This window comes from Pseudoalteromonas sp. SG44-8 (assembly GCF_014164125.1).
Classification (GTDB): domain Bacteria; phylum Pseudomonadota; class Gammaproteobacteria; order Enterobacterales; family Alteromonadaceae; genus Pseudoalteromonas; species Pseudoalteromonas rhizosphaerae.
Genome location: NZ_JACJEQ010000029.1, coordinates 1 through 21710, shown reverse-complemented (window position 1 = coordinate 21710; position 21710 = coordinate 1). Strand labels below are relative to the sequence as shown.

At 42.3% G+C, this 21710-nt stretch carries 20 protein-coding genes; 8 read left to right on the top strand and 12 right to left on the bottom strand.

The features are described from left to right. Positions 1-125: 125 nt before the first annotated feature. From H5163_RS17460 to H5163_RS17420, 9 genes are all read right to left on the bottom strand, one after another. Entirely contained in the window at positions 126-1004 is an 879-nt protein-coding gene (locus H5163_RS17460; RefSeq protein WP_145233266.1) for a LysR family transcriptional regulator, read from the bottom strand. Positions 1005-1365: 361 nt separating this feature from the next. Then, the gene (locus H5163_RS17455) at positions 1366-2022 is read right to left on the bottom strand and encodes a 3-oxoacid CoA-transferase subunit B (protein ID WP_145233269.1); all 657 of its coding nucleotides are present in this window, start codon (positions 2020-2022) and stop codon (positions 1366-1368) included. Between the two features lie 12 nt (positions 2023-2034). Next, positions 2035-2733 (bottom strand): CoA transferase subunit A, encoded by a 699-nt coding sequence (locus H5163_RS17450; protein WP_145233270.1) that lies wholly within the window; start codon positions 2731-2733, stop codon positions 2035-2037. Positions 2734-2787: 54 nt separating this feature from the next. Further along, positions 2788-3699: a hydroxymethylglutaryl-CoA lyase gene (locus H5163_RS17445; protein ID WP_182735619.1), complete on the bottom strand. Its 912-nt coding sequence runs from the start codon at positions 3697-3699 to the stop codon at positions 2788-2790. Beyond that, on the bottom strand, positions 3692-5668 hold the full coding sequence (locus H5163_RS17440; RefSeq protein ID WP_182735618.1) for an acetyl/propionyl/methylcrotonyl-CoA carboxylase subunit alpha: 1977 nt from the start codon (positions 5666-5668) through the stop codon (positions 3692-3694). Before H5163_RS17440 ends, H5163_RS17445 begins: the two co-directional genes overlap by 8 nt. Before the next feature lie 8 nt (positions 5669-5676). Next, positions 5677-6447 (bottom strand): enoyl-CoA hydratase/isomerase family protein, encoded by a 771-nt coding sequence (locus H5163_RS17435; RefSeq protein WP_149982464.1) that lies wholly within the window; start codon positions 6445-6447, stop codon positions 5677-5679. Positions 6448-6457: 10 nt separating this feature from the next. Beyond that, positions 6458-8065: a carboxyl transferase domain-containing protein gene (locus H5163_RS17430; protein ID WP_182735617.1), complete on the bottom strand. Its 1608-nt coding sequence runs from the start codon at positions 8063-8065 to the stop codon at positions 6458-6460. Between the two features lie 11 nt (positions 8066-8076). After that, a complete protein-coding gene (locus H5163_RS17425; protein ID WP_182730585.1) occupies positions 8077-9252 on the bottom strand; it encodes an isovaleryl-CoA dehydrogenase in 1176 nt (391 codons plus the stop codon). Positions 9253-9315: 63 nt separating this feature from the next. Then, positions 9316-9750, bottom strand: a complete 435-nt coding sequence (locus tag H5163_RS17420; protein ID WP_145233276.1) for a MerR family DNA-binding transcriptional regulator — start codon at positions 9748-9750, stop codon at positions 9316-9318. A gap of 328 nt (positions 9751-10078) precedes the next feature. Here H5163_RS17420 and H5163_RS17415 point away from each other — a divergent pair, with 328 nt between their 5' ends. The 8 genes from H5163_RS17415 (at position 10079) to H5163_RS17380 (ending at position 18829) form a co-directional block, all read left to right on the top strand. Further along, on the top strand, positions 10079-11260 hold the full coding sequence (locus H5163_RS17415; protein ID WP_182735616.1) for an acetyl-CoA C-acyltransferase: 1182 nt from the start codon (positions 10079-10081) through the stop codon (positions 11258-11260). Between the two features lie 89 nt (positions 11261-11349). After that, on the top strand, positions 11350-12840 hold the full coding sequence (locus H5163_RS17410; RefSeq protein WP_145233279.1) for a CoA-acylating methylmalonate-semialdehyde dehydrogenase: 1491 nt from the start codon (positions 11350-11352) through the stop codon (positions 12838-12840). A 124-nt stretch (positions 12841-12964) separates the two neighbouring features. Next, entirely contained in the window at positions 12965-14122 is a 1158-nt protein-coding gene (locus H5163_RS17405; protein ID WP_182735615.1) for an acyl-CoA dehydrogenase family protein, read from the top strand. Positions 14123-14132: 10 nt separating this feature from the next. Next, positions 14133-14912, top strand: a complete 780-nt coding sequence (locus H5163_RS17400; protein WP_145233284.1) for an enoyl-CoA hydratase — start codon at positions 14133-14135, stop codon at positions 14910-14912. Next, positions 14912-16057, top strand: coding sequence for an enoyl-CoA hydratase/isomerase family protein (locus H5163_RS17395; protein ID WP_182735614.1), 1146 nt, complete (start codon positions 14912-14914; stop codon positions 16055-16057). Before H5163_RS17400 ends, H5163_RS17395 begins: the two co-directional genes overlap by 1 nt. Positions 16058-16061: 4 nt before the next feature. Beyond that, a complete protein-coding gene (gene mmsB, locus H5163_RS17390; protein WP_182735613.1) occupies positions 16062-16952 on the top strand; it encodes a 3-hydroxyisobutyrate dehydrogenase in 891 nt (296 codons plus the stop codon). Positions 16953-16955: 3 nt separating this feature from the next. Next, on the top strand, positions 16956-17717 hold the full coding sequence (locus H5163_RS17385) for an SDR family oxidoreductase (RefSeq protein WP_145233291.1): 762 nt from the start codon (positions 16956-16958) through the stop codon (positions 17715-17717). Positions 17718-17977: 260 nt separating this feature from the next. Beyond that, a complete protein-coding gene (locus H5163_RS17380) occupies positions 17978-18829 on the top strand; it encodes an HDOD domain-containing protein (protein ID WP_182735612.1) in 852 nt (283 codons plus the stop codon). A 359-nt stretch (positions 18830-19188) separates the two neighbouring features. On the opposite strand, the gene H5163_RS17375 is transcribed toward H5163_RS17380, so the two are convergent. The 3 genes from H5163_RS17375 to H5163_RS17365 form a co-directional block, all read right to left on the bottom strand. Continuing rightward, positions 19189-19551 carry a hypothetical protein gene (locus H5163_RS17375; RefSeq protein WP_220494597.1) on the bottom strand — a complete coding sequence of 121 codons (363 nt, stop codon included), beginning with the start codon at positions 19549-19551 and terminating at the stop codon, positions 19189-19191. Between the two features lie 201 nt (positions 19552-19752). Further along, positions 19753-20328 carry a hypothetical protein gene (locus tag H5163_RS17370; RefSeq protein WP_182735610.1) on the bottom strand — a complete coding sequence of 192 codons (576 nt, stop codon included), beginning with the start codon at positions 20326-20328 and terminating at the stop codon, positions 19753-19755. Positions 20329-21164: 836 nt separating this feature from the next. Further along, positions 21165-21710: hypothetical protein (locus H5163_RS17365; protein WP_220494596.1), on the bottom strand; the 546-nt coding region annotated here is incomplete at its 5' end.

Sequence of the window (21710 nt, the reverse complement as noted above, 5' to 3'; positions counted from 1 at the left end):
CAGAGTAAGGCTTCAAAATAAACTATTTTTACGATAAACCCATTGAGCTGGGTTTATCGTATTTAATGAGTTGTATATCAAATTATAAGAGTACAATTAATGTCGGATCATCACTGTTATTGGCTTTATTTTAAGTGTTTAAATGTGTCTAGCAGCCATTTTATAAATAGCTCAAGCTGTGCATTTGCCTCTCCAGGGTAGTGCTGTACTAAATAGTATTTATCCTTGGTTACTAATGGTTCATCAGTAAAGTTGCACAACCAGCCTTCGTCAAACCATGTTTGACTAATAGGCAAAGGAATTAGCGCTATACCCATACCTTGTTGCGCTGCACGGGCAACACCAAACATACTATCTACTTGTATAATTTGCTTGGGTGAAAAGTCATCAAGGCCTGCATGTTCAGCCCATTGATGCCAAGCCCAAGGACGCGCTTTGTGCAAAATTAACGGCACTTGTTGTAATGCTTCAAGTGGCTTTTTGTGCCACTGTTGCCAATTTTCTTTATTACAAGCCGGTGTGTATTGTAATGAAAACAGCTCGTGGACAACGCCTTCAATTGGCTTCGAAGACGACAGCACAATAGATAAATCACTTTGTTTAGTTAACTCTTTACGCGTTTTCATGGTGTTTAGTTGTAAATTGGTTTTAGGGTGCTCAACAGTCCACTCGCTCAGTTTCGGCATTAATAACTCACTGGCAAAAAACTCTGGCAAAGTAATGCTGATGGTTATATTTTCTTGCAGCTGACTAAATTCGTTAATGGTTTTTTCGAGTGCTTTTATAAGTGGTGATACCGAGTCATAAAAGTTTTTCCCCGCAGCTGTAAGTCTAATTGAGCGTGTTTGGCGCTCAAACAACTCAATCCCTAACTGTTCTTCTAGTTGCTTTATTTGATGACTAACAGCAGATGGAGTCAAATAAAGCTGATTGGCGGCTTCTTTAAAGCTTAGCGTTCTTGCCGCAAAACAAAATGAACGCAATCCTCTGATAGGTGTTTGCATGATAATACTATTTAATTAACTCATACCGTTAGTTAAGCAATTATTAACCCAATTTGCAAAGTACGCACAAGATTTGTATGGGTTATCGTGAATTAGTGCATTTATGCTTAAAAAGCACACTTTAAAAGTTTATTTAATCTACAAAGCTGAGTTTGACAGCTAAATAGTTAGTTATTTTACTTTTTATGCATTACAGATAGCGGGTGGTTTTCACAATTATGGGGCACAAACAGTTTTTTTGCCATAACATAGTGCAACCTAGCAATAGGGTAAAAAAAATCCCTCTTGCGAGGGATTTTGGGTAACTCAGCGCCATTGGCACTGGGAATGAGGTCGGTACAGGGTGAACCTGAGCGTTAAATTAAAAAACCATCTCAGGGATTTCACCATCAACAAGTAATTTACCTGCTGTTTTACTAATAATTTCATCAACTGACACGCCCGGTGCGCGTTCTAAAAGATGAAATGCGCCGTCTTTGACTTCTAACACGGCTAAATCTGTTACTATTTTCTTTACACAGTTAACACCAGTTAAAGGTAAAGAGCAACTTTCTAGCAGTTTCGAGTCACCATGTTTACTTGCATGGGTCATAGTAACGATAATATTTTTTGCACCAGCGACAAGGTCCATCGCGCCGCCCATGCCTTTGATCAACTTTTTAGGGATCATCCACGATGCGATACTACCGTTTTGGTCAACTTCAAATGCACCTAGAACAGTTAAGTCTACATGACCTCCACGGATCATTGCAAAACTATCTGCACTATTAAATATGGCTGCGCCTTTAGCTGCTGTCACGGTTTCTTTACCCGCGTTTATCATATCTGCATCAAGCTCTGCTTTAGTAGGGTATTGCCCCATGCCTAGTAAGCCATTTTCAGACTGTAACATCACTTCAATGTTATCAGGTACGTAGTTTGCCACTAACGTAGGAATACCGATACCGAGGTTAACGTAATAACCGTCTTGTAGTTCTTGTGCAACGCGCATTGCGACTTGTTCACGTGATAATGCCATAATTATTGCTCCTTAATCGCGAGTGGTTACACGTTCAATGCGTTTTTCAAAGTTACCTTTGATCACGCGATTAACAAAAATACCAGGGGTGTGAATTTGGCTTGGTTCTAATTCACCCGGTTCAACAATTTCTTCTACTTCGGCAACGGTAATTTTACCTGCTGTTGCGGCCATTGGATTAAAGTTCATGGCAGTATGGCGAAACACTAAATTACCATAACGGTCCGCTTTCCATGCTTTTACAATGGCAAACTCACCAGTGATTGATTCTTCTAAGATATAAGGGCGTCCGTTAAATTCTTTTACATCTTTACCTTCTGCTACAGGCGTACCGTAACCTGTCGCTGTATAAAAAGCAGGAATGCCAGCACCACCGGCACGCATTTTTTCAGCCAGCGTACCTTGCGGAGTAAGCTCGACATCAATCTCGCCGCTCAACAATTGCTGTTCGAATAGGGCATTTTCACCCACGTAGGAGGCAATAATTTTTTTAATTTGCTTGTCGTGCAATAAAATACCTAAACCAAAATCATCTACACCGCAGTTATTCGATACCACAGTAAGTTCTTTGGTTTGTTTACGTTTGATTTCGCTGATCAATCCCTCAGGGATACCGCATAAACCAAAACCACCAGCGATAATGGTATCGCCATCTTTTAAGCCTTCCATTGCAGCTTCATAACTTGAAACCACTTTATCGAAACCGGCCATGGGCCCACTCCTTATTTGTAATTATATGACTACTAATTTAAGGCTAAATATAGACTATTGATCAGTAGTTTGATTTTTAAGTGCCAAGGATACCTTGCTCACAGGTTGTTTATTTAATGCCGTGCAAATTGCCCAACCAGCTTTAGCCAGTCTTTCTAAATCAATTCCATGCTCTATGCCAAGTCCTTGTAGTAAGTAAACTACATCTTCAGTGGCAACATTTCCTGACGCACCCTTTGCATAAGGGCAGCCACCAAGGCCTGCAACTGCACTGTCAACCGTTGCTATACCTCGCTTTAAGGCAGTGTAAATATTTGTGAGCGCTTGACCATAAGTGTCGTGAAAATGAACAGCTAACAATGACTTATCAATTTCAGCTAGTAGTACGTCCAACAGCTCATCGACCTTTTTTGCGGTACCTACGCCAATAGTGTCACCTAGGCTTACTTCGTAACAACCAAGGTCTAATAACTTTTGACATACTTGTAGTACGCGCTGCGGATCGATATCGCCTTCGTATGGGCAGCCAAGCACACAACTAACATAACCACGAACACGAATATTATGTGATTTAGCAAAGGCCATTACATCAGTAAATCGGGCTATGCTTTGGTCAATTGAGCAGTTAATATTCTTCTGACAAAAGGCTTCACTGGCAGCAGTAAAAATAGCAAATTCTTTAATACCCACAGCATGGGCTGCTTCTGCACCTTTTAAGTTAGGCGTAAGTGCCGTTAAATTAGTCGTAGGTAAATCAAGCGCACTGATCACATTGCTGGAATCGGCCATTTGTGGCACCCATTTCGGTGATACAAATGCGCCTGCTTCAATGTCTTTAATACCTGCATCAGCAAGAGCGTTAATTAAGGTTACCTTATCTTGGGTAGTTACTGCACGCTCGTTTTGTAAGCCATCACGGGCACCCACTTCAACAATGCGAACATGACTTGGTAGTGGACTATTCATCTGCTGCGCTCTCATCGCTGACAATTGCTAATAGGGCACCATGACTCACCAGAGCACCTTCTGCAAAACAATAGCTTTGCAATACACCATCATGGGGGGCGGTGAGCGTATATTCCATTTTCATTGCTTCGATGATCACCACAGCATCACCTTTTGTGATGGTGCTGCCAACGTCAATAAGGTGTTTTACAACGGTACCATTAAGTGGTGCTGCAAGCGGTAGGGCATCGCTTTCGTGATCACTGATATAGTGTTTATCAAAAATATCAAAGGTAGTTTGCAATGCTTTGTACATTACTGTGATGGTATTGTCTGCAGTAACCACATGGGCGATATGTTTATTGTCATTGATAAATACACTACACAGGTTATTGTCGATACTGCCAGAGGTTGTATAGTCAACCTCATCGATGCGGACTGTGTACCCCGCTTGATGAGCTGTTGCAGTGATCGCATTATCAACGAATGGCACCTTGATTGTTGCTTCTGCATTGAGTTTAAAACCAGCTAGACTGTCCCATGCGTTCTGAGTTCCTTGACGATTAAGCCCAGTTAAATAGCTAAATGCAGCTATAATGCGGCTGCTAACAGCGTGTTGTTGATCAACTTTAAGCAACGCATCGCCTTGCTCTTCAATAAAGTGAGTATCAGGAGCGCCTTGCTTAAAGGTTGCATGGTTAGCAAGGGTGTGTAAAAAACTCACATTACAACTAAAGCCCGCTAAATGAAATTGTTCAAGGGCTGTGCTTAATCGTGCTAAAGCTTGCTCGCGAGAGTCATCATGAACGATCAATTTAGCGATCATAGGATCGTAAAATGGACTGATCTCATCCCCTTGCATGATCCCAGTGTCAATGCGTACATACTCAGATTGAACTGGTATATACAAGCCATTGATGGTACCAGAGCAAGGAATAAAGTCATTGCTTGGATCTTCGGCGTAAATACGCGCTTCAAAGCTGTGGCCCTGTAATTGGATATCACTTTGTTGCATGGGTAATGGGTTACCTGCGGCGACGTTAATTTGCCAATTAACTAAATCGACACCAGTCACCATTTCAGTAACAGGGTGCTCAACTTGCAGCCGGGTGTTCATTTCCATAAAGAAGAATTCATCGCCACACAGTAAAAACTCAACCGTGCCTGCACCTCGGTAATTGATCGCAAGTGCACAGCGTACTGCGGCTTCGCCCATTTCTTTGCGTAGTTCGTCAGATAAACCAGGCGCGGGGGCTTCTTCAATCACCTTTTGATGGCGGCGTTGTAATGAACAATCACGATCACCTAAGTACACACAGTTACCGTGATTATCAGCAAACACTTGCACTTCAACATGGCGTGGTTTATTAACATAGCGCTCAAGTAGTACTAAGTCGTTACCAAAACCGGCGATTGCCTCACGCTGTGCACCTTGTAGAGCACTGATAAAGTCTTTTGCATGTTCAACCACGCGCATGCCTTTACCACCGCCACCAAAGGCTGCTTTGATAAGCACTGGGTAACCAATTTTTTCAGCTTCAGCTTGTAAAAACGCAGGATCTTGTTTGTCACCATAATAACCAGGTACTAATGGTACATTCGCGGCTGCCATTATTTCTTTGGCGCGGGTTTTTGAGCCCATTGCTTCGATACTGCTCGCTGGTGGGCCTATAAACGCAATATTATTGGCTTCACAGGCCTTTGCAAATTCACTGTTCTCAGATAAAAAGCCGTAACCAGGGTGAATGCAATCAGCACCTGCATCCAGTGCTACTTGGATAATTTTATCAGCTACCAAATAGGAGTCTTTACTCGGCGCTGCGCCAATATGGTAGGCTTCATCGGCGAGTTTTACATGTTGTGAATTTTTATCTGCATCAGAGTAAACCGCCACAGTGGTTAAGCCCATTTGCTTTGCGGTACGCATAACCCGACAGGCAATTTCGCCGCGATTAGCAATAAGAATTTTTTGTAATGATTGTGTGCTCATGGTGATCCCTATTTTTGCCAATTTGGTGGGCGTTTTTCAAAAAAGGCAGATAACCCTTCTTGACCTTCTTCAGATACGCGAATTTTGGCGATACGCTCTGCGGTTAAATTTATGATTTGTTCATTAATATCATGGCCAGCTACATCGTTGATCAATTGTTTTGCTGCGCGAACCGCGACAGGGCCGTTGTTGATCAGTGTTTCGAGTAGTTGATCAAGCGCGCATTCAAGTTTACCGGTTACTTGATGAATTAAGCCTAATTGCTTGGCTGTGTGGGCATCAAAAATCTCAGCGGTTAAAAAATAACGACGTGCAGCGCGCTCGCCAATGGCTCTGATCACATACGGGCTGATTACAGCTGGAATGAGGCCAAGTTTTACTTCGCTTAAACAAAACTGTGCATTGTCTTGGCATATGGCTATGTCACAACAGGCAATTAAGCCCAGTGCGCCGCCAAATGCCGCGCCTTGCACAGCACATACCGTTGGCAGTGGGCTGCTGGCTAATACATGCATTAATTTGGCAAGTTGTTTTGAATCCGCAAGATTCTCACTGAAGTCATTGTTTGCCATGGACTTCATCCAATTAAGATCAGCCCCTGCAGAGAAATGCTCTCCCTCAGTTTTTAAAACAAGGGCGCGTACATCTAAGCTATTAGCATGCTCTATACATTGAATAAGTTCTTGGATCACTTGCTCGTTAAAGGCATTGCGCTTTTCAGGGCGACTTAAAACGAGTACAGCCACATTTGATTTAGTTATTTGTAGTGTTACTGACATACTCACGTCCTTACATTCTAAATACGCCGAATTGCGAATCACGTTTTGGTGCATTGGCTGCAGCACTGAGGGCTAAACCTAGCACACTTCGGGTATCTGCTGGATCGATGATACCGTCATCCCACAAACGGGCGCTGGCATAGTATGGATGACCTTGTTGCTCGTATTGCTCGATAATCGGCTGTTTAAACTCGCTGATTTGATCATCAGTCATGCTTTGGCCTTTACGGGCTAAACCATCTTGCTTAACTTGCGCCATAACGCCTGCTGCTTGTTCACCGCCCATCACAGAAATACGCGCATTAGGCCACATCCACATCATAGTCGGTTCAAACGCACGACCACACATGCCATAGTTACCTGCGCCATAAGAGCCGCCAATTAATACGGTAAATTTTGGAACATCAGCACACGAAACAGCCATCACCATTTTAGCGCCGTGTTTAGCAATGCCTTCGGCTTCGTATTTTTTACCTACCATAAAGCCGGTAATATTTTGTAAAAACACCAGTGGAATATTTCGTTGTGCGCACAGCTGTATAAAGTGCGCGCCTTTTTGAGCTGACTCACTAAACAAAATGCCATTGTTAGCAACAATCCCAACCGGATGACCATAGATTTTCGCAAACCCAGTCACTAAGGTATCGCCAAAGTAACGTTTAAACTCATCAAATGAAGAATCATCCACGGTACGCGCAATCACTTCACGAACATCAAATGGCTTTTTAAGATCGGTGCCAACAATGCCGTATAATTCGTTAATATCATAACGCGGTGCTTTTACTTGCTCTAATATTGGCGAAGTAGGGCGTTGATAATTAATTCGTTCAATACATTGGCGAGCAATTGATAACGCATGAGCGTCATTTTCAGCGTAATGATCGGCAACCCCTGATGTTTTACAGTGGACATCAGCGCCGCCAAGTTCTTCTGCGGTTACCTCTTCACCTGTAGCCGCTTTTACCAGCGGTGGGCCGGCTAAAAATATTGTGCCTTGCTCTTTTACAATGATGCTTTCGTCGGCCATTGCAGGCACGTACGCGCCACCTGCGGTACATAAACCCATAACGACTGCAATTTGTGGAATGCCTTTGCCCGACATACGCGCTTGATTATAAAAAATACGACCAAAGTGCAGTTTGTCAGGAAACACATCATCTTGCTCAGGTAGGTTGGCACCACCTGAATCAACCAAATATATACACGGTAGGTGACACCGCTCGGCAATATCTTGTGCGCGTAAATGTTTTTTAACGGTTAGCGGAAAATAGGTGCCACCCTTAACTGTCGCATCATTGGCGATGATCATACATTCAACGCCTTTAACACGGCCAATACCGGCAACTACACCGGCACAAGGAATCGCTTGCTCATATACACCAAATGCTGCAAATTGTGAAATCTCTAAAAATGGTGAACCTTCGTCAAGTAAGGTACTAATGCGTTCACGCACGAACATTTTACCACGGCTTTCATGGCGTTTTATTAACGCTACGCCACCACCTTGGCTGATCTCGCTTACTTTATCGCGTAAATCATCAACCAGTGCCGCCATATTTTTATGATTTTGCAAAAACTGCGGGTCGTGAGGGTTGACGCTTGATTTTAAAATAGTCATAGCGCTTATCCTTAACGGCTTTCAGTAAATAATTCGCGACCAATTAGCATGCGACGAATTTCCGAGGTACCGGCACCAATTTCATAAAGCTTAGCGTCACGCAATAGGCGGCCAGTGGCGTATTCGTTGATATAACCGTTACCACCGAGAATTTGAATAGCATCAAGTGCCATTTTAGTTGCCAGCTCTGCCGCATATAAAATTGCGCCTGCGGCATCTTTACGGGTCGTTTCACCGCGATCACATGAACGCGCAACAGTGTATACATAAGAGCGAGCTGCATTCATTTGTGTATACATGTCGGCTACTTTGCCTTGTATCAGCTGAAATTGACCAATCGGTGTATCAAACTGCTTACGTTCATGAATATAAGGTACAACAATATCCATACAGGCTTGCATGATACCCAGCGGGCCTGCCGCTAGCACAACACGTTCATAATCAAGGCCACTCATTAGTACCTTAACGCCTTCGTTTAAATTGCCAAGGATGTTCTCTTCTGGTACTTCACAGTTTTCGAACACTAATTCACAGGTATTTGAGCCGCGCATCCCGAGTTTGTCGAGTTTTTGGGCGGTAGAAAAACCAGGGAAATTACTCTCAACAATAAATGCGGTGATGCCTTTAGCGCCAGCGGTTAAATCAGTTTTAGCATAGATCACTAAAGTATGCGCATCTGGACCATTGGTGATCCACATTTTATTACCGTTTAAAATGTACTTATCGCCTTTTTTCTCGGCTTTAAGTTTCATTGATACTACGTCAGAGCCTGCGTTAGGCTCACTCATGGCAAGGGCACCAATGTGCTCACCACTAATTAATTTAGGTAAGTATTTTTCTTTTTGTGCTTGCGTGCCATTGCGATTAATTTGATTAACACACAGGTTAGAATGAGCACCGTAACTTAGGCCGATAGAGGCACTCGCTCGGCTAATTTCTTCCATTGCGATTACGTGCTCTAGATAACCTAAACCGGCACCACCGAGCTCTTCGGGTACGGTCATACCTAATACACCCATTTCGCCAAGTTGTGGCCAAAGCTGATTAGGAAACGCATTATCAAGATCGGTTTTTTCAGCTAAAGGGGCAATTTCTTGGCTAGCAAAACTGTTTACATGATCGCGGATCATATCTGCGGTTTCGCCAAGGCCAAAGTTCATTTCTTTATATAGTGAAATAGTGCTCATGATTCATTCCTGTGTGAGAGACTGTTAATGAATAGTCATTTAATCGTTATTGTTTAAAACTAGTTATTCATCTAATTGATTTAAGGTGTCGCGACAACGACGCTCTGCGGTTACTAATTCCATCAAGACAACTTTAATGTCATCCATTTGTTGGCTTAGATCAGCTTTTTTATCTGAGATTAAGTCAAGCATAGTCACTAACTGTTTAGCGCTGGATTTATCGGCATCATAAAGTTCAAACAAACGGCCTGTTTCAGCTAAGGTAAAACCTAACCGCTTGCCACGTAAAATAAGTTTTAAACGCACTTTATCGCGTTTTGAATAAATACGGGTTTGGCCATTACGCTCAGGTGAAATTAAGCCCTGATCTTCGTAAAAGCGAATTGAGCGGGTGGTTATATCAAACTCTTTAGCCAGTTCACTGATACTAAAGGTTTGTTCATTGCTTGCCGGTTCGGCGGCTGAACTTGCAAAGTTTGTTTGATTATCTTGATTCATAGTGTTTTTACCTCATTCGAATAACTCCAATATAAGTGAAGTTTACGTAAAGGTAAAGTGGATTGTAGAACTTATACTTTAGACTAATAACCTAAAGCCATAAATAGCAGGTGTAACCTGTATTAATGCAGCTTGCAGGGGCGCTGTTTGTATTAGGCTACAGCAAAATAAAGATATGTTTACACTTTTGTTGGGCGCAAAAACCTTGATTTTAGATTTACGTTGGCGTAAACGTAAATATTATGTATGCTCATAAGCAGATTATAAATACAGTGTTTGGCTAATCTCTGCATATGAATATAGCCAATTATAAAATGGAGCCTTTTTTATGACTACCGAAGCCGTTGTTATTGTAGCAGCAAAACGCACCCCAATGGGTGGTTTTATGGGAGCCCTTAGTGATGCAGCCGCCACTGAGTTAGGTGCAACAGCCATTGCCAGTGCGCTTGCTGACACCGGATTAAGCGATACAGCTATTGATGAAGTGATCATGGGCTGTGTATTACCGGCAGGTTTAGGTCAAGCGCCAGCACGTCAAGCAATGTTAAAAGCAGGTCTTGCGCGCAGTACTGGCGCTACGACCATCAACAAAGTATGTGGTTCAGGTTTAAAGGCCGCCATGCTTGCACATGATTTAATTAAAGCCGGTTCAATTAACAGCGCGGTTGCAGGTGGCATGGAAAGCATGACCAACTCGCCATACTTTATTCCTAAAGCGCGTGGCGGTATGCGGATGGGCCATGGCGAAATTAAAGATCACATGATGAGTGATGGCCTAGAAGACGCATACGATAATAAAGCGATGGGCTGTTTTGCTCAAAATACGGCTGATGAATACGGTATTGGCCGCGAGCAAATGGATGAATTTGCACTTAATTCACTGACCAAAGCAAATGCTGCGATTGCAAATGGCGATTTTGTAAATGAAATTGCGCCGCACACTATTAGCTCTCGCAAGGGCGATGTAACCATCAGCATTGACGAGCAACCAGGTAATGCACGCCCAGAAAAAATTCCCGGTTTGCGTGCTGCGTTTAAAAAAGACGGCACCATCACTGCTGCTAATTCATCGTCAATTTCAGACGGTGGCGCAGCCCTTATTTTAATGAGTGAATCGCACGCCAAAGCACAAGGGCTGACGCCACTGTGTCGTATTGTTGCGCACAGTACCCATTCTCAAAAACCAAGTGAGTTTACTCTTGCTCCTGTTGGCGCAATGAATACTTTGCTTGCAAAAGCAGGCTGGACAACTGACGACGTTGACTTATGGGAAATTAACGAAGCATTCGCCATGGTAACAATGTTGGCGATTAATGAATTAAAACTTGATGCCAGCAAAGTGAATGTTAATGGTGGTGCTTGTGCACTTGGCCACCCAATTGGTGCTAGCGGCGCACGTATTTTAGTGACACTTATCCATGCTCTTAAAAATCGTGGCCTGAAAAAAGGCGTAGCGTCTTTATGTATTGGCGGTGGCGAGGCGGTCGCACTGGCGGTTGAAGCACTATAAATTAGTTAAATTTAAACTCTTACAGCCGTAGGCTCTTTTAACAATAACTACTGCGGCTTAATTTATTACCCTCTGGGGAGGAGTGCGTTATGCACCAAGTACCATTACTGATCAACGGCGAATTTGTTCAATCAACATCAGATCAACTGATTGACGTTATTAATCCAGCAAACCAAGAAGTGTTAGCACAAGTACCGTGTGCTACCGACGCTGAAATGGATGCGGCTATCGCATCAGCCAAAGACACCTTCAAAAGCTGGAAAGATGTGCCAATTACTGAACGTGCGCGCATTATGATGAAGTATGCAGCACTTTTAAAAGAGCACCACGATGAACTAGCCACCATTATTTGCCATGAATTAGGCAAAACCTTTGAAGATGCCAAAGGCGATGTTTGGCGTGGTATTGAAGTGGTTGAGCAAGCAGCTAATGCGCCATCTTTAATGATGGGCGAAACCATGGAAAACGTGGCCCGTAAAATCGATACTTACTCATACATGCAACCACTGGGTGTGTGCGCGGGTATTACGCCGTTTAACTTCCCAGCGATGATCCCACTATGGATGTTCCCACTGGCGATTGTCTGTGGTAACACCTTTATTTTAAAACCTTCTGAGCAAGATCCGCTGACGCCAATGCGACTCGCTGAACTGTTCATTGAAGCCGGCGCACCAGCAGGTGTATTACAAGTTGTTCATGGCACTAAAGTACAAGTTGACCGCTTATTAGAAGATCCCGCAGTACGTGCAATTTCGTTTGTTGGCTCGTGTGGCGTAGGTGAATACATTTACTCTAAAGGCACTGCTAATTTAAAACGTGTACAAGCCTGTGTCGGTGCTAAAAACCACATGGTGATAATGCCTGATGCAAGTCGCTCACATGTAGTTAATAACCTTGTTGGTGCCTCTGTTGGTGCTGCGGGTCAGCGTTGTATGGGTATTTCAGTGGCGGTGTTTGTTGGCCAAGCGAAAGACTGGGTTGAAGACATCAAAGCCGGTTTTGCCAATGTGCGCCCGGGTGTGTGGGATGACAAAGATGCAGCCTATGGTCCGCAAACATCGACCGCAGCCAAAGCGCGTATTTTGTCACTGATTGCACAAGGTAAAGAGCAAGGTGCAACGTGTTTAATTGATGGCTCTGATTTTACTGTTGCAGGCTATGAAAAAGGTAACTGGGTAGGACCTACCTTATTTACTGACGTCACCACTGAGATGGATCTATACAAAGAAGAAATTTTTGGCCCAGTACTGGCGTGTATGTTTGTTGATTCGCTTGATGAAGCAATCGCGCTTATAAATGATTCTCCATTTGGTAATGGCACGTCGTTATTCACCTCAAGTGGTGCGGTTGCGCGTAAGTTCCAACATGAGATTGAAGTTGGTCAAGTGGGTATTAACGTACCAATTCCTGTGCCACTGCCATTCTTTTCGTTCACCGGTTGGAAAGGTTCATTCTATGGCGATACGCATACGTACGGTAAGCAAGGTATTCGTTTTTATACTGAGACCAAAACAATTACTTCACGTTGGTTTGAAGACGAGATTGCCTCTGGTCCAAACATGAGCATTAATCTTAAATAACTAATTTAACTTACTCCACATAATAAAAAAGAGGGGCACGAAGGCTATTTCACACACAATATTGCCTTCGTTGCTCTTCACGAATATCTAATTTGACAACGCAATTATAAACAAGAGGTCTCCAATGGACTTTAATTTAACTGAAGATCAGCAAGCATTTGCTCAAACAGCTCGTCAATTCGCAGAATCAGCACTGGCTCCTTATGCAGCAAAATGGGACCGCGAACATATTTTTCCAAAAGATACCATTAAAGCTGCAGGTGAACTGGGTTTCTGTGGTTTGTATACGCCAGAGGAAGCAGGCGGTTTAGGCCTGTCGCGCTTAGATTCAAGTATTATTTTTGAACAGTTGGCGATGGGTTGTACAGCTACAACCGCAATGTTGACCATTCACAATATGGCGACCTGGATGATTGCAAGTTTTGGTACTGAGCAAACAAAAGCTCAATATTGTGATCAACTTGTTATGGGTGAGCTACTAGCTTCTTATTGTTTAACAGAGCCTGGTTCAGGCTCCGATGCAGCCTCATTGAAAACAAAAGCGGTTCGTGATGGCGATGATTACGTGATCAATGGCTCAAAAATGTTTATCTCAGGCGCAGGCGAGACCGAAGTGTTAGTAGTTATGGCGCGTACTGGCGGTGAAGGAGCGGCGGGTATTTCTGCGTTTGTAGTACCGGCTGATGCCAAAGGCGTTGAATACGGTAAAGCAGAAGAAAAAATGGGCTGGAATGCGCAGCCAACACGACTAATTAGTTTTGAAGATGTACGCATACCTGCTCATAATTTATTAGGTCAAGAAGGTCAAGGCTTTAAGTTTGCAATGCAAGGCCTTGATGGCGGGCGTATTAATATTGCAACTTGTTCAATTGGCACTGCCCAAGCGGCACTTGAAACAGCCCGTGAATACTTAAAAGAACGCACACAATTTGGTAAACCGTTGGCTGCTTTTCAAGCGCTGCAATTTAAAATTGCCGATATGAATACCGAGCTTGTTGCGGCGCGTCAAATGGTGCGTTTAGCGGCTTTTAAACTTGATAATAATGACAGCGAAAAAACCACTTATTGCGCCATGGCAAAGCGTTTTGCCACTGATGTCGGTTTTACTGTTTGTAATGACGCACTACAAATTCATGGTGGTTATGGTTATATCAAAGAATACCCACTGGAGCGCCACGTTCGTGATGTGCGCGTTCATCAAATTCTTGAAGGTACTAACGAGATCATGCGGGTGATTATTGCACGCCGTATTTTAGCTGAATCAGCAGCCGATATTTTATAAGGATCGCGAAATGTCAAACCCAAGTATTGAATTAACCATTGAAGGTCACGTAGCGATTTTAACCATGTCTAATCCGCCAGCGAATACCTGGACTAAAGACACGTTAATTGCCTTAAAAAATATGGTAAATGAGCTCAATGACAATAAAAATGTTTACTCCTTAGTGATCACCGGTGAAGGTGAAAAGTTCTTCAGTGCTGGTGCTGATTTAAATGTATTTGCTGGTGGCGATAAAGGCGTAGCAGCGACTATGTCGCAAGTATTTGGTGACGCATTTGAAGCATTAACTGCATTTCGAGGTGTATCCATTGCCGCGATCAATGGCTATGCCATGGGTGGTGGTCTAGAAGTAGCGTTAGCATGTGATATTCGCATTGCAGAAGAGCAAGCACAAATGGCACTACCAGAAGCCAAAGTAGGTTTACTACCGTGTGCGGGTGGCACGCAAAACCTAGCATGGTTAGTTGGTGAAGGCTGGGCTAAACGTATGATCTTATGTGGTGAGCGTCTAAAAGCAGATAAAGCCCTTCAAATCGGCTTAGTTGAAGAAGTGGTACCACAAGGCGAAAGTCTTGCAGTGGCACTTAAATTAGCTACTCAAGTGGCAGATCAAAGTCCTGTTGCTGTTAGTGCCTGTAAAACCCTGATCCAAAAGGGCCGCACTCAGCCAATGGCGCATGTATTACCGCTTGAACGTGAGTTATTTGTTGGTTTGTTTGATACACAAGATCAACAAGAAGGGGTGAATGCCTTCCTAGAAAAACGCAAAGCAAATTGGGTGAATGGCTAATGATTGAGTTAACGCAATTAAATTCACCAGATGCGCTCGTGGTGTTTGAAACTGCGAGCGCTGCAAACGGTTCACTCATTGGTTTTGCCACGCTCAACTCCCCTAAATCGTTAAATGCACTTAATTTTGAGATGATCAAATTATTAGCGCCGCAACTTAACGCATGGGCGGCTGACAGTAATGTTGCGATGGTGATACTTAAAGGGGCAGGGGATAAAGCATTTTGTGCCGGTGGTGATGTAGTCAGCCTGCATAATGCTATGAACAGTGGTGAACCGGCAAATCTAATAGAAGATTACTTTGCTCACGAATATCGCCTTGACCACCTCATTCATTGTTATGATAAACCGATCCTTGTTTGGGGTAATGGTATTGTGATGGGCGGCGGTTTAGGCTTAATGGCGGGTGCAAGTCATCGTGTGGTAACTGAGAACTCACGTATAGCTATGCCTGAGCTAACAATTGGTTTATACCCAGATGTAGGCGGCAGTTATTTTCTACATAAAATGCCTGAACATGTCGGCTTATTTTTGGGGTTAACTGCAGCGTCTATTAATTGTGACGATGCAATGTATGTGGCATTAGCTGATCACTACCTCAAAGCGGATAAATACGACACTCTGATTGAGCAATTGTGCAGCATTAAGTGGGGTAAAACGGCTTCATTGAATCACGAGAAGCTGACCAGCTTACTTACCGAACTTGATAATGTTTCTGGGCGTATGCCAAAAGGCAATGTAAAGGCGCATTTAGCCACCATTCAAAAATTGGGTGAGCTTACTGATCTACGCGATAAAGTAAATTATATCTTAAATCTAGAAACTGACGATACGTGGCTTACCCGAGCGCAAAAAGCATTAAAGCATGGTTGCCCGCTCAGTTGCGCCTTAGTTGAGCGTCAACTTGCCAGTTCAAAAGGTAAAAGTTTAGGCGAATGTTTTCAAATGGAACTGGGTATGTCGGTTCGCTGTGGTGAAGTCGGCGAGTTTCAAGAAGGTATTCGTGCGTTACTGATTGATAAAGACGGCGCGCCTAATTGGCAGTTTAAAACGCTTGAACAGATCCCAGATGAATTAGTCGAGAGTTTTTTTGTTCAACGTTGGGATCACGACTCACATCCACTAAAACAACTTACACAAGGATAATGTTATGTCACTTTCTATTGGTTTTATTGGTTTAGGTAACATGGGTGGCCCAATGGCTGCCAACTTAGTTAAAGCGGGTCATCAGGTTAAGGTGTTTGATTTAAACCGAACGGTCGTAAATCTACTTGCTGAAAATGGCGCGATCGCCGCGGATGATGCTAAACATTGTGCAACGGATGTTGATGTATTGATCAGCATGCTACCGGCCAGTAAGCACGTTAAGTCACTTTATTTAGGTGATACCGGACTTGTACATATTTTAGCAAAGTCAACGTTAGTAATTGATTGTTCAACGATTGATGCAGCATCAGCACGCGACGTAGGCGCTGAGCTTAGTGAACATGGTATCGACTTTGTTGACGCGCCGGTATCCGGTGGTGTTGCCGGTGCAACGGCAGGTACACTGACCTTTATCGTCGGTGGTGGCGATGAGCAATTTGCTAAGGCCCAGCCGGTGCTTGCTGATATGGGTAAAAATATCTTTCATGCAGGTGATATTGGCGCAGGACAAGTCGCAAAAATTTGTAATAACATGCTATTGAGTATTCTTATGGCGGGAACCAGTGAAGCAATTCAAATGGGTATAAATAATGGCCTTGACGCAAAAGTGCTGAGCGACATTATGACCGCCAGCTCTGGTCGTAACTGGACTCTTGAGCTTTACAATCCTTGCCCAGGTGTGATGGACACAGCCCCGGCTAGTAATGATTATAAACCAGGCTTTATGGTTGATTTAATGGCTAAAGACCTAGGTCTTGCGATGGAAGCCGCGCAGCAAAGTAATTCAGTAACCCCGATGGGGTCAATGGCTAAAAACCTTTATACCATGTTGCAACACCAAGGTGCGGGCAGCGAAGACTTTAGCGCCATATTTAAATTATTCTCGAAGGAGTAACAGGTGGAAATTAAAAATAATACCGTGGTGATCACCGGTGGCGCACAAGGCTTAGGATTTGCAATGGCGCATAAACTTGCGTCGCTTGGTGCTAATATTGCGTTAATTGATATGCAACAAGCGTTGTTAGATGATGCAGTTGCTGAGCTTAGCCAACATGGTGTAACTGTAAAAGCCTATGTTGCCAATGTGACTGATGAAGATGCGGTGGTAAATACATTTAATACCATCAATACAGATTTTGGTCATATTGGTGTATTGATAAATAATGCCGGTATTTTACGCGATGGTATGTTTATCAAAGCTAAAGAAGGCAAAGTGGTTGCAAAAATGGCGCTTGATCAATTTAAGTCAGTGATTGATGTAAACTTAACCGGCGTGTTTTTAGCGGGGCGTGAAGCTGCATGTCATATGATTGAATCGGGTAAAGGTGGCGTGATAGTTAATATGTCGAGTGTTGCTCGTGCAGGTAACATTGGTCAAACTAACTACGCTGCGTCGAAAGCGGGTGTGGTAGCGATGACTACAGGTTGGGCAAAAGAGCTTGGCCGTTTTGGTATTCGTGTAGGTGCCATTGCACCAGGCGTTATTCGTACTAATATGACTGATGCTATGAAACCAGAAGCCAAGCAGCGTATGCTAGCAGTAACACCCGTAGGGCGCTTTGGTGAAGCGGATGAAATTGCGCACACCGCGCAGTATATTATCGAAAACGACTTCTTCACCGGTCGCGTGGTTGAGATTGACGGCGGTATTCGTTTGTAAGTAAACCTTTTTTAAGTGTAATAAAACGGCAAGCCTCGGCTTGCCGTTTTTGTTTTATAACTTAATTGGTTAATAAAGTAGCATTTTAAATGGCGCTGTATGTACATACAGTGCTTTTTTGTTTATCAGTAATAGCTTAACGAATTGGGCTGTAATTCATTTAGCGCTTCCTATTTTAGTTGTCATAGTTGCGATGAACTTCTACTATTAATTATCTATTTGTTCTTATAATGATAAGCACCTTCAGGGATCAAACATACATGATTGAGATAAACGAACAGATACTGAAAGATATAAATAGAAATTTTATTATTCCTCCTAAACCTGAAATATTAACTGAGTTACAAAATTTAATAGCAACTGGCGATGCGCCTATTGCTGATGCCGCTAAGGTAGTGGTAAAAGATTTAGCAATTTCATCAGCAATACTAAAAATAATAAATTCTCCTGCTTATGGCTTATCTCGTACTGTTGCTGATATAAAACAAGCCGTGATGTTTCTTGGTTGGGACGGAGTCAATGCGCTTGCACAGGGCTTGAAATTAAAAGAAATGTTTGCAACCGATAACAGCTGTATTAGTTTAGAAAGATTTTGGGATACTTCAACCGAGATTGCTAATGTAAACATGATGATAGGTCAGCGTCTTAAAAAACAGATAGCCATAGAGCCCTTGTATACGCTTGGGCTTTTTCATGATTGCGGTGTGCCTCCTATGGCAATAAAATATGATAATTATTTAACCGCTTTACACTGTGCTAATCAAACAGACAAAGAAACTATTATTGAGATTGAAGAGCGTTTATATAAAACAAACCATGCAGTTGTTGGCTATTATTTTGCTAATAGTTGGCATTTACCAAAAGAGATATGTCAGTTAATCCTCAACCACCACAATGCAGCTATTCTTGCTGAGGTGACAGATACAGATGAACAAATCTGCTTTGCTATTTTGAAAATGTCTGAAAACTTAGTGACTATGGTCAGACGAGGCTCGCCTATACCACAGTGGGGTATTATAGAATCAAAAGTCTTAGATGTACTGCATTTGAATGATGATGAGTATTGTGACTTAAAAGAGGACGTTATTGATTTTTTAAACAGTTGCTCATAAATAATTAATTAAGGTTCTTAGCTTTCGCCTCAGCTATCGTTTAGTGCCAATGTTAGTCCAGTTTTTTGCACTATATTTCTACTTGCTTGGGCACCTTACTGAGCAGCCTAATAACCTTGAGCCGCTGTTACCTTGGAACATTGAGTAAACTAGGTGTTGTTAGCTATATCGAAAACAAAAGGAATTAACATTGCGCTAGGCAATGACTTAGATTCACAAGGTTTAGTATCATTGAGAAATATTTGGATACATATTCATTACGGGATATGACCCGCCAATTGCACTTTCTGTTAATAAAAAGTGCATCATGGGTGGTGTGGGGACTGGAGGTTAGAGACCTACGACTCACGATCATATAATTACTTTTCATCTTTGTCATTGATTATTGCTGCGAGAGCAGGGCGAACAACAGCAAGAATTAGAACTATGATTACCAGTGCACCCATAATCAATTTGACTAGTTTAAAGAACCAAGGTTTTTGCCATATTTTTCCAGTTTCTTCTTCTAGTTTCTTTTGTTTGATGAATTCATCATAAGCTTTATTCAAATCAGAGTGCTTAGTAACTTCGGGATATTCAATAACAATACCAATTTTAACCAACGATACACGAGCTAATTCTGATTGTTCTTGGTTGACGTAAAGCATATGGTTTTTAACATCTGCATAGTAGTGAATACGCTCTTGCTCCAATACATCTGCGATTTTAACTGAGTCAACCAAACGCATATCCTGAATTAATGGCCTATAAATTGGACTATCTTCATTTGCCCATTTAACAGCCAAAATTGCAAGGAGTATTGATATACACAAAACCACCAGTAGCTTGTGTTCTTTTGTGATTAGTTTATTAATTTCATCTCTCCGTGATATCGAAACTACAACCGAGCTTACGAGTAGTTATAACGAGGCTGTAGAATAACTTTATACACCGCTTTCACAATGCTTCGCAATGAAAGCCTCAATCATTGCATCAAATGACTTAAATACTGGGTTGTGCGGGTGAGTTCGCCCCCTTAACACATTTTTATCGCTGTTGTATACAGATAAAGACTCTTGGTATTTTTTGCAACCATTAACATAATCATTATCTGTACCGTATGCATTACCCATAGAAAACAAAGCCTTTGACACACCCCAGTAATCTCCGTCTTCTTCAAATGCTTTAGCAGCTAACTCAAAATGTTTAATTGATTTTGAAGCTGTTGGATCGTATTCATTGTGTTTTATGTAAAAGTCTTTGTGTTCGCGGTAACTGCTATTCTTATAAAACAAACCTAGAAAGGTATGAGCCTCAGCAACACCATAAATATTTTTTGATTTTTCAAGTTCAGCAAGTGCCTCTAATCCAAGTTTTTCAGCTGCTAATCCTCGTCCCTGAGTTCCCATTAGTTGATATGCGTAATTTAGCTTCGTCATAGGGTCACTTGTATATGGAACTCCTGCCGCAGCGCAGCCTAGTAAAAATAAAGTGATTAGTGAAATAATGGTTAGCTTCATGCCAAACTTTCCTTAGGTGTATAACGAGCCTAAAGAATAACTCGTTTTTAATTTATTTTTATTGATGCATTAACCATAGCCGAGTTCCTATTTTGATTCAATTAGTTACTTTGATGATACGTAAAATATAAAAAAGGATTTGCTGTTGCTTTAATTAGCGTTTTGGAAGGTATGACAGGTGTTTAGTGGCTTATTTGGAGAGGTAGCAGCTTACCTTTATTAATGCATCGTGTTTTGCAGCTTTTCTATATTATGAACTAAGCAATACAGTTGCCGCAGTGTGAAGAGAGGCATTCACTTTCGTTTGACCGCGTAAGGTCAATTTGTTCATGCCTTGTTAATTGTAATATTGCGCTTTTTACTTAAAGGTATGCGGGCTCAACACATCCTAATCTTTTGTCATTCCTTCAATAAAAAGCTGTCGTCGCGCCATTGGGCTGTCTATTTTGACCTTCATTTTAATTAGCTAACGGTGGATTTAGATCACTGGAACCGCCGTAGGATAAGAATGTGTTACTGGCGGCAATGGCGCTCTTTTAAGGTATAACACGCACTAAAGTACGCAGTTTAATGAAATTGGGTGTTAGCAAACAGTGTGATATCACCAGTACCAAAAGTAGGCGCTTGGAAGCGAAGGCCCTTGTCGAAGCTCAAAAACAAAAGGAATTAACATTGCGCTAGGCAATCACTTAGATTCACAAGGTTTAGTGTCATTGAGAGATATTTGCATCAATATTCATTACGGGAGATGACACACCCATCATGCACTTCCTGTTAATAAAAAGTGCATGATGGGTGGTGTGGGGGCTGGAGGTTAGAGACCTCCGGCTACCCGATTAGGTTTCGTTTACGCTTTTCATTGCTTTAAATAATAACACCGACATCAAAATAGCAAAGAAATTAATCGTGATGGAAGATTCCCCTATTGCCCAAGAGAGATGGAATGTAAAACCCAATAATAAGGAGAATGCCCAACCACCAATATCAAAGCCTACTATTTGTATTACATAGAGCCAAAAAGCCAGTTTAATAAATGACACCTTACCTTGTCGAATTTTGTATGCGACAAACAAGTTTATGAAAATGAGAAGAGGCGTAAGCAACACTAATAATAAAGTAACTCCTTCTGCGTCGGGAAGTAGTGCTAACAAACTTGAGCTAACTAAAACACTCAGTATGCTGGCTACGATCAGTGCATAAAATGCTATTCTGGTATATCCATTTTGAATCAATTTTACCAACCTTGGATTAGAAACATAACGCTTACAATAACGGGAAAAACCGAGCGCTTTGCAACGAAGTTGCAGCGAGGCTTTTTCCCAATGAGCGAAGCGAATGATGTTTATTGTTTTGTTAGTGTTCATTGTCAGATTCAACCGTTT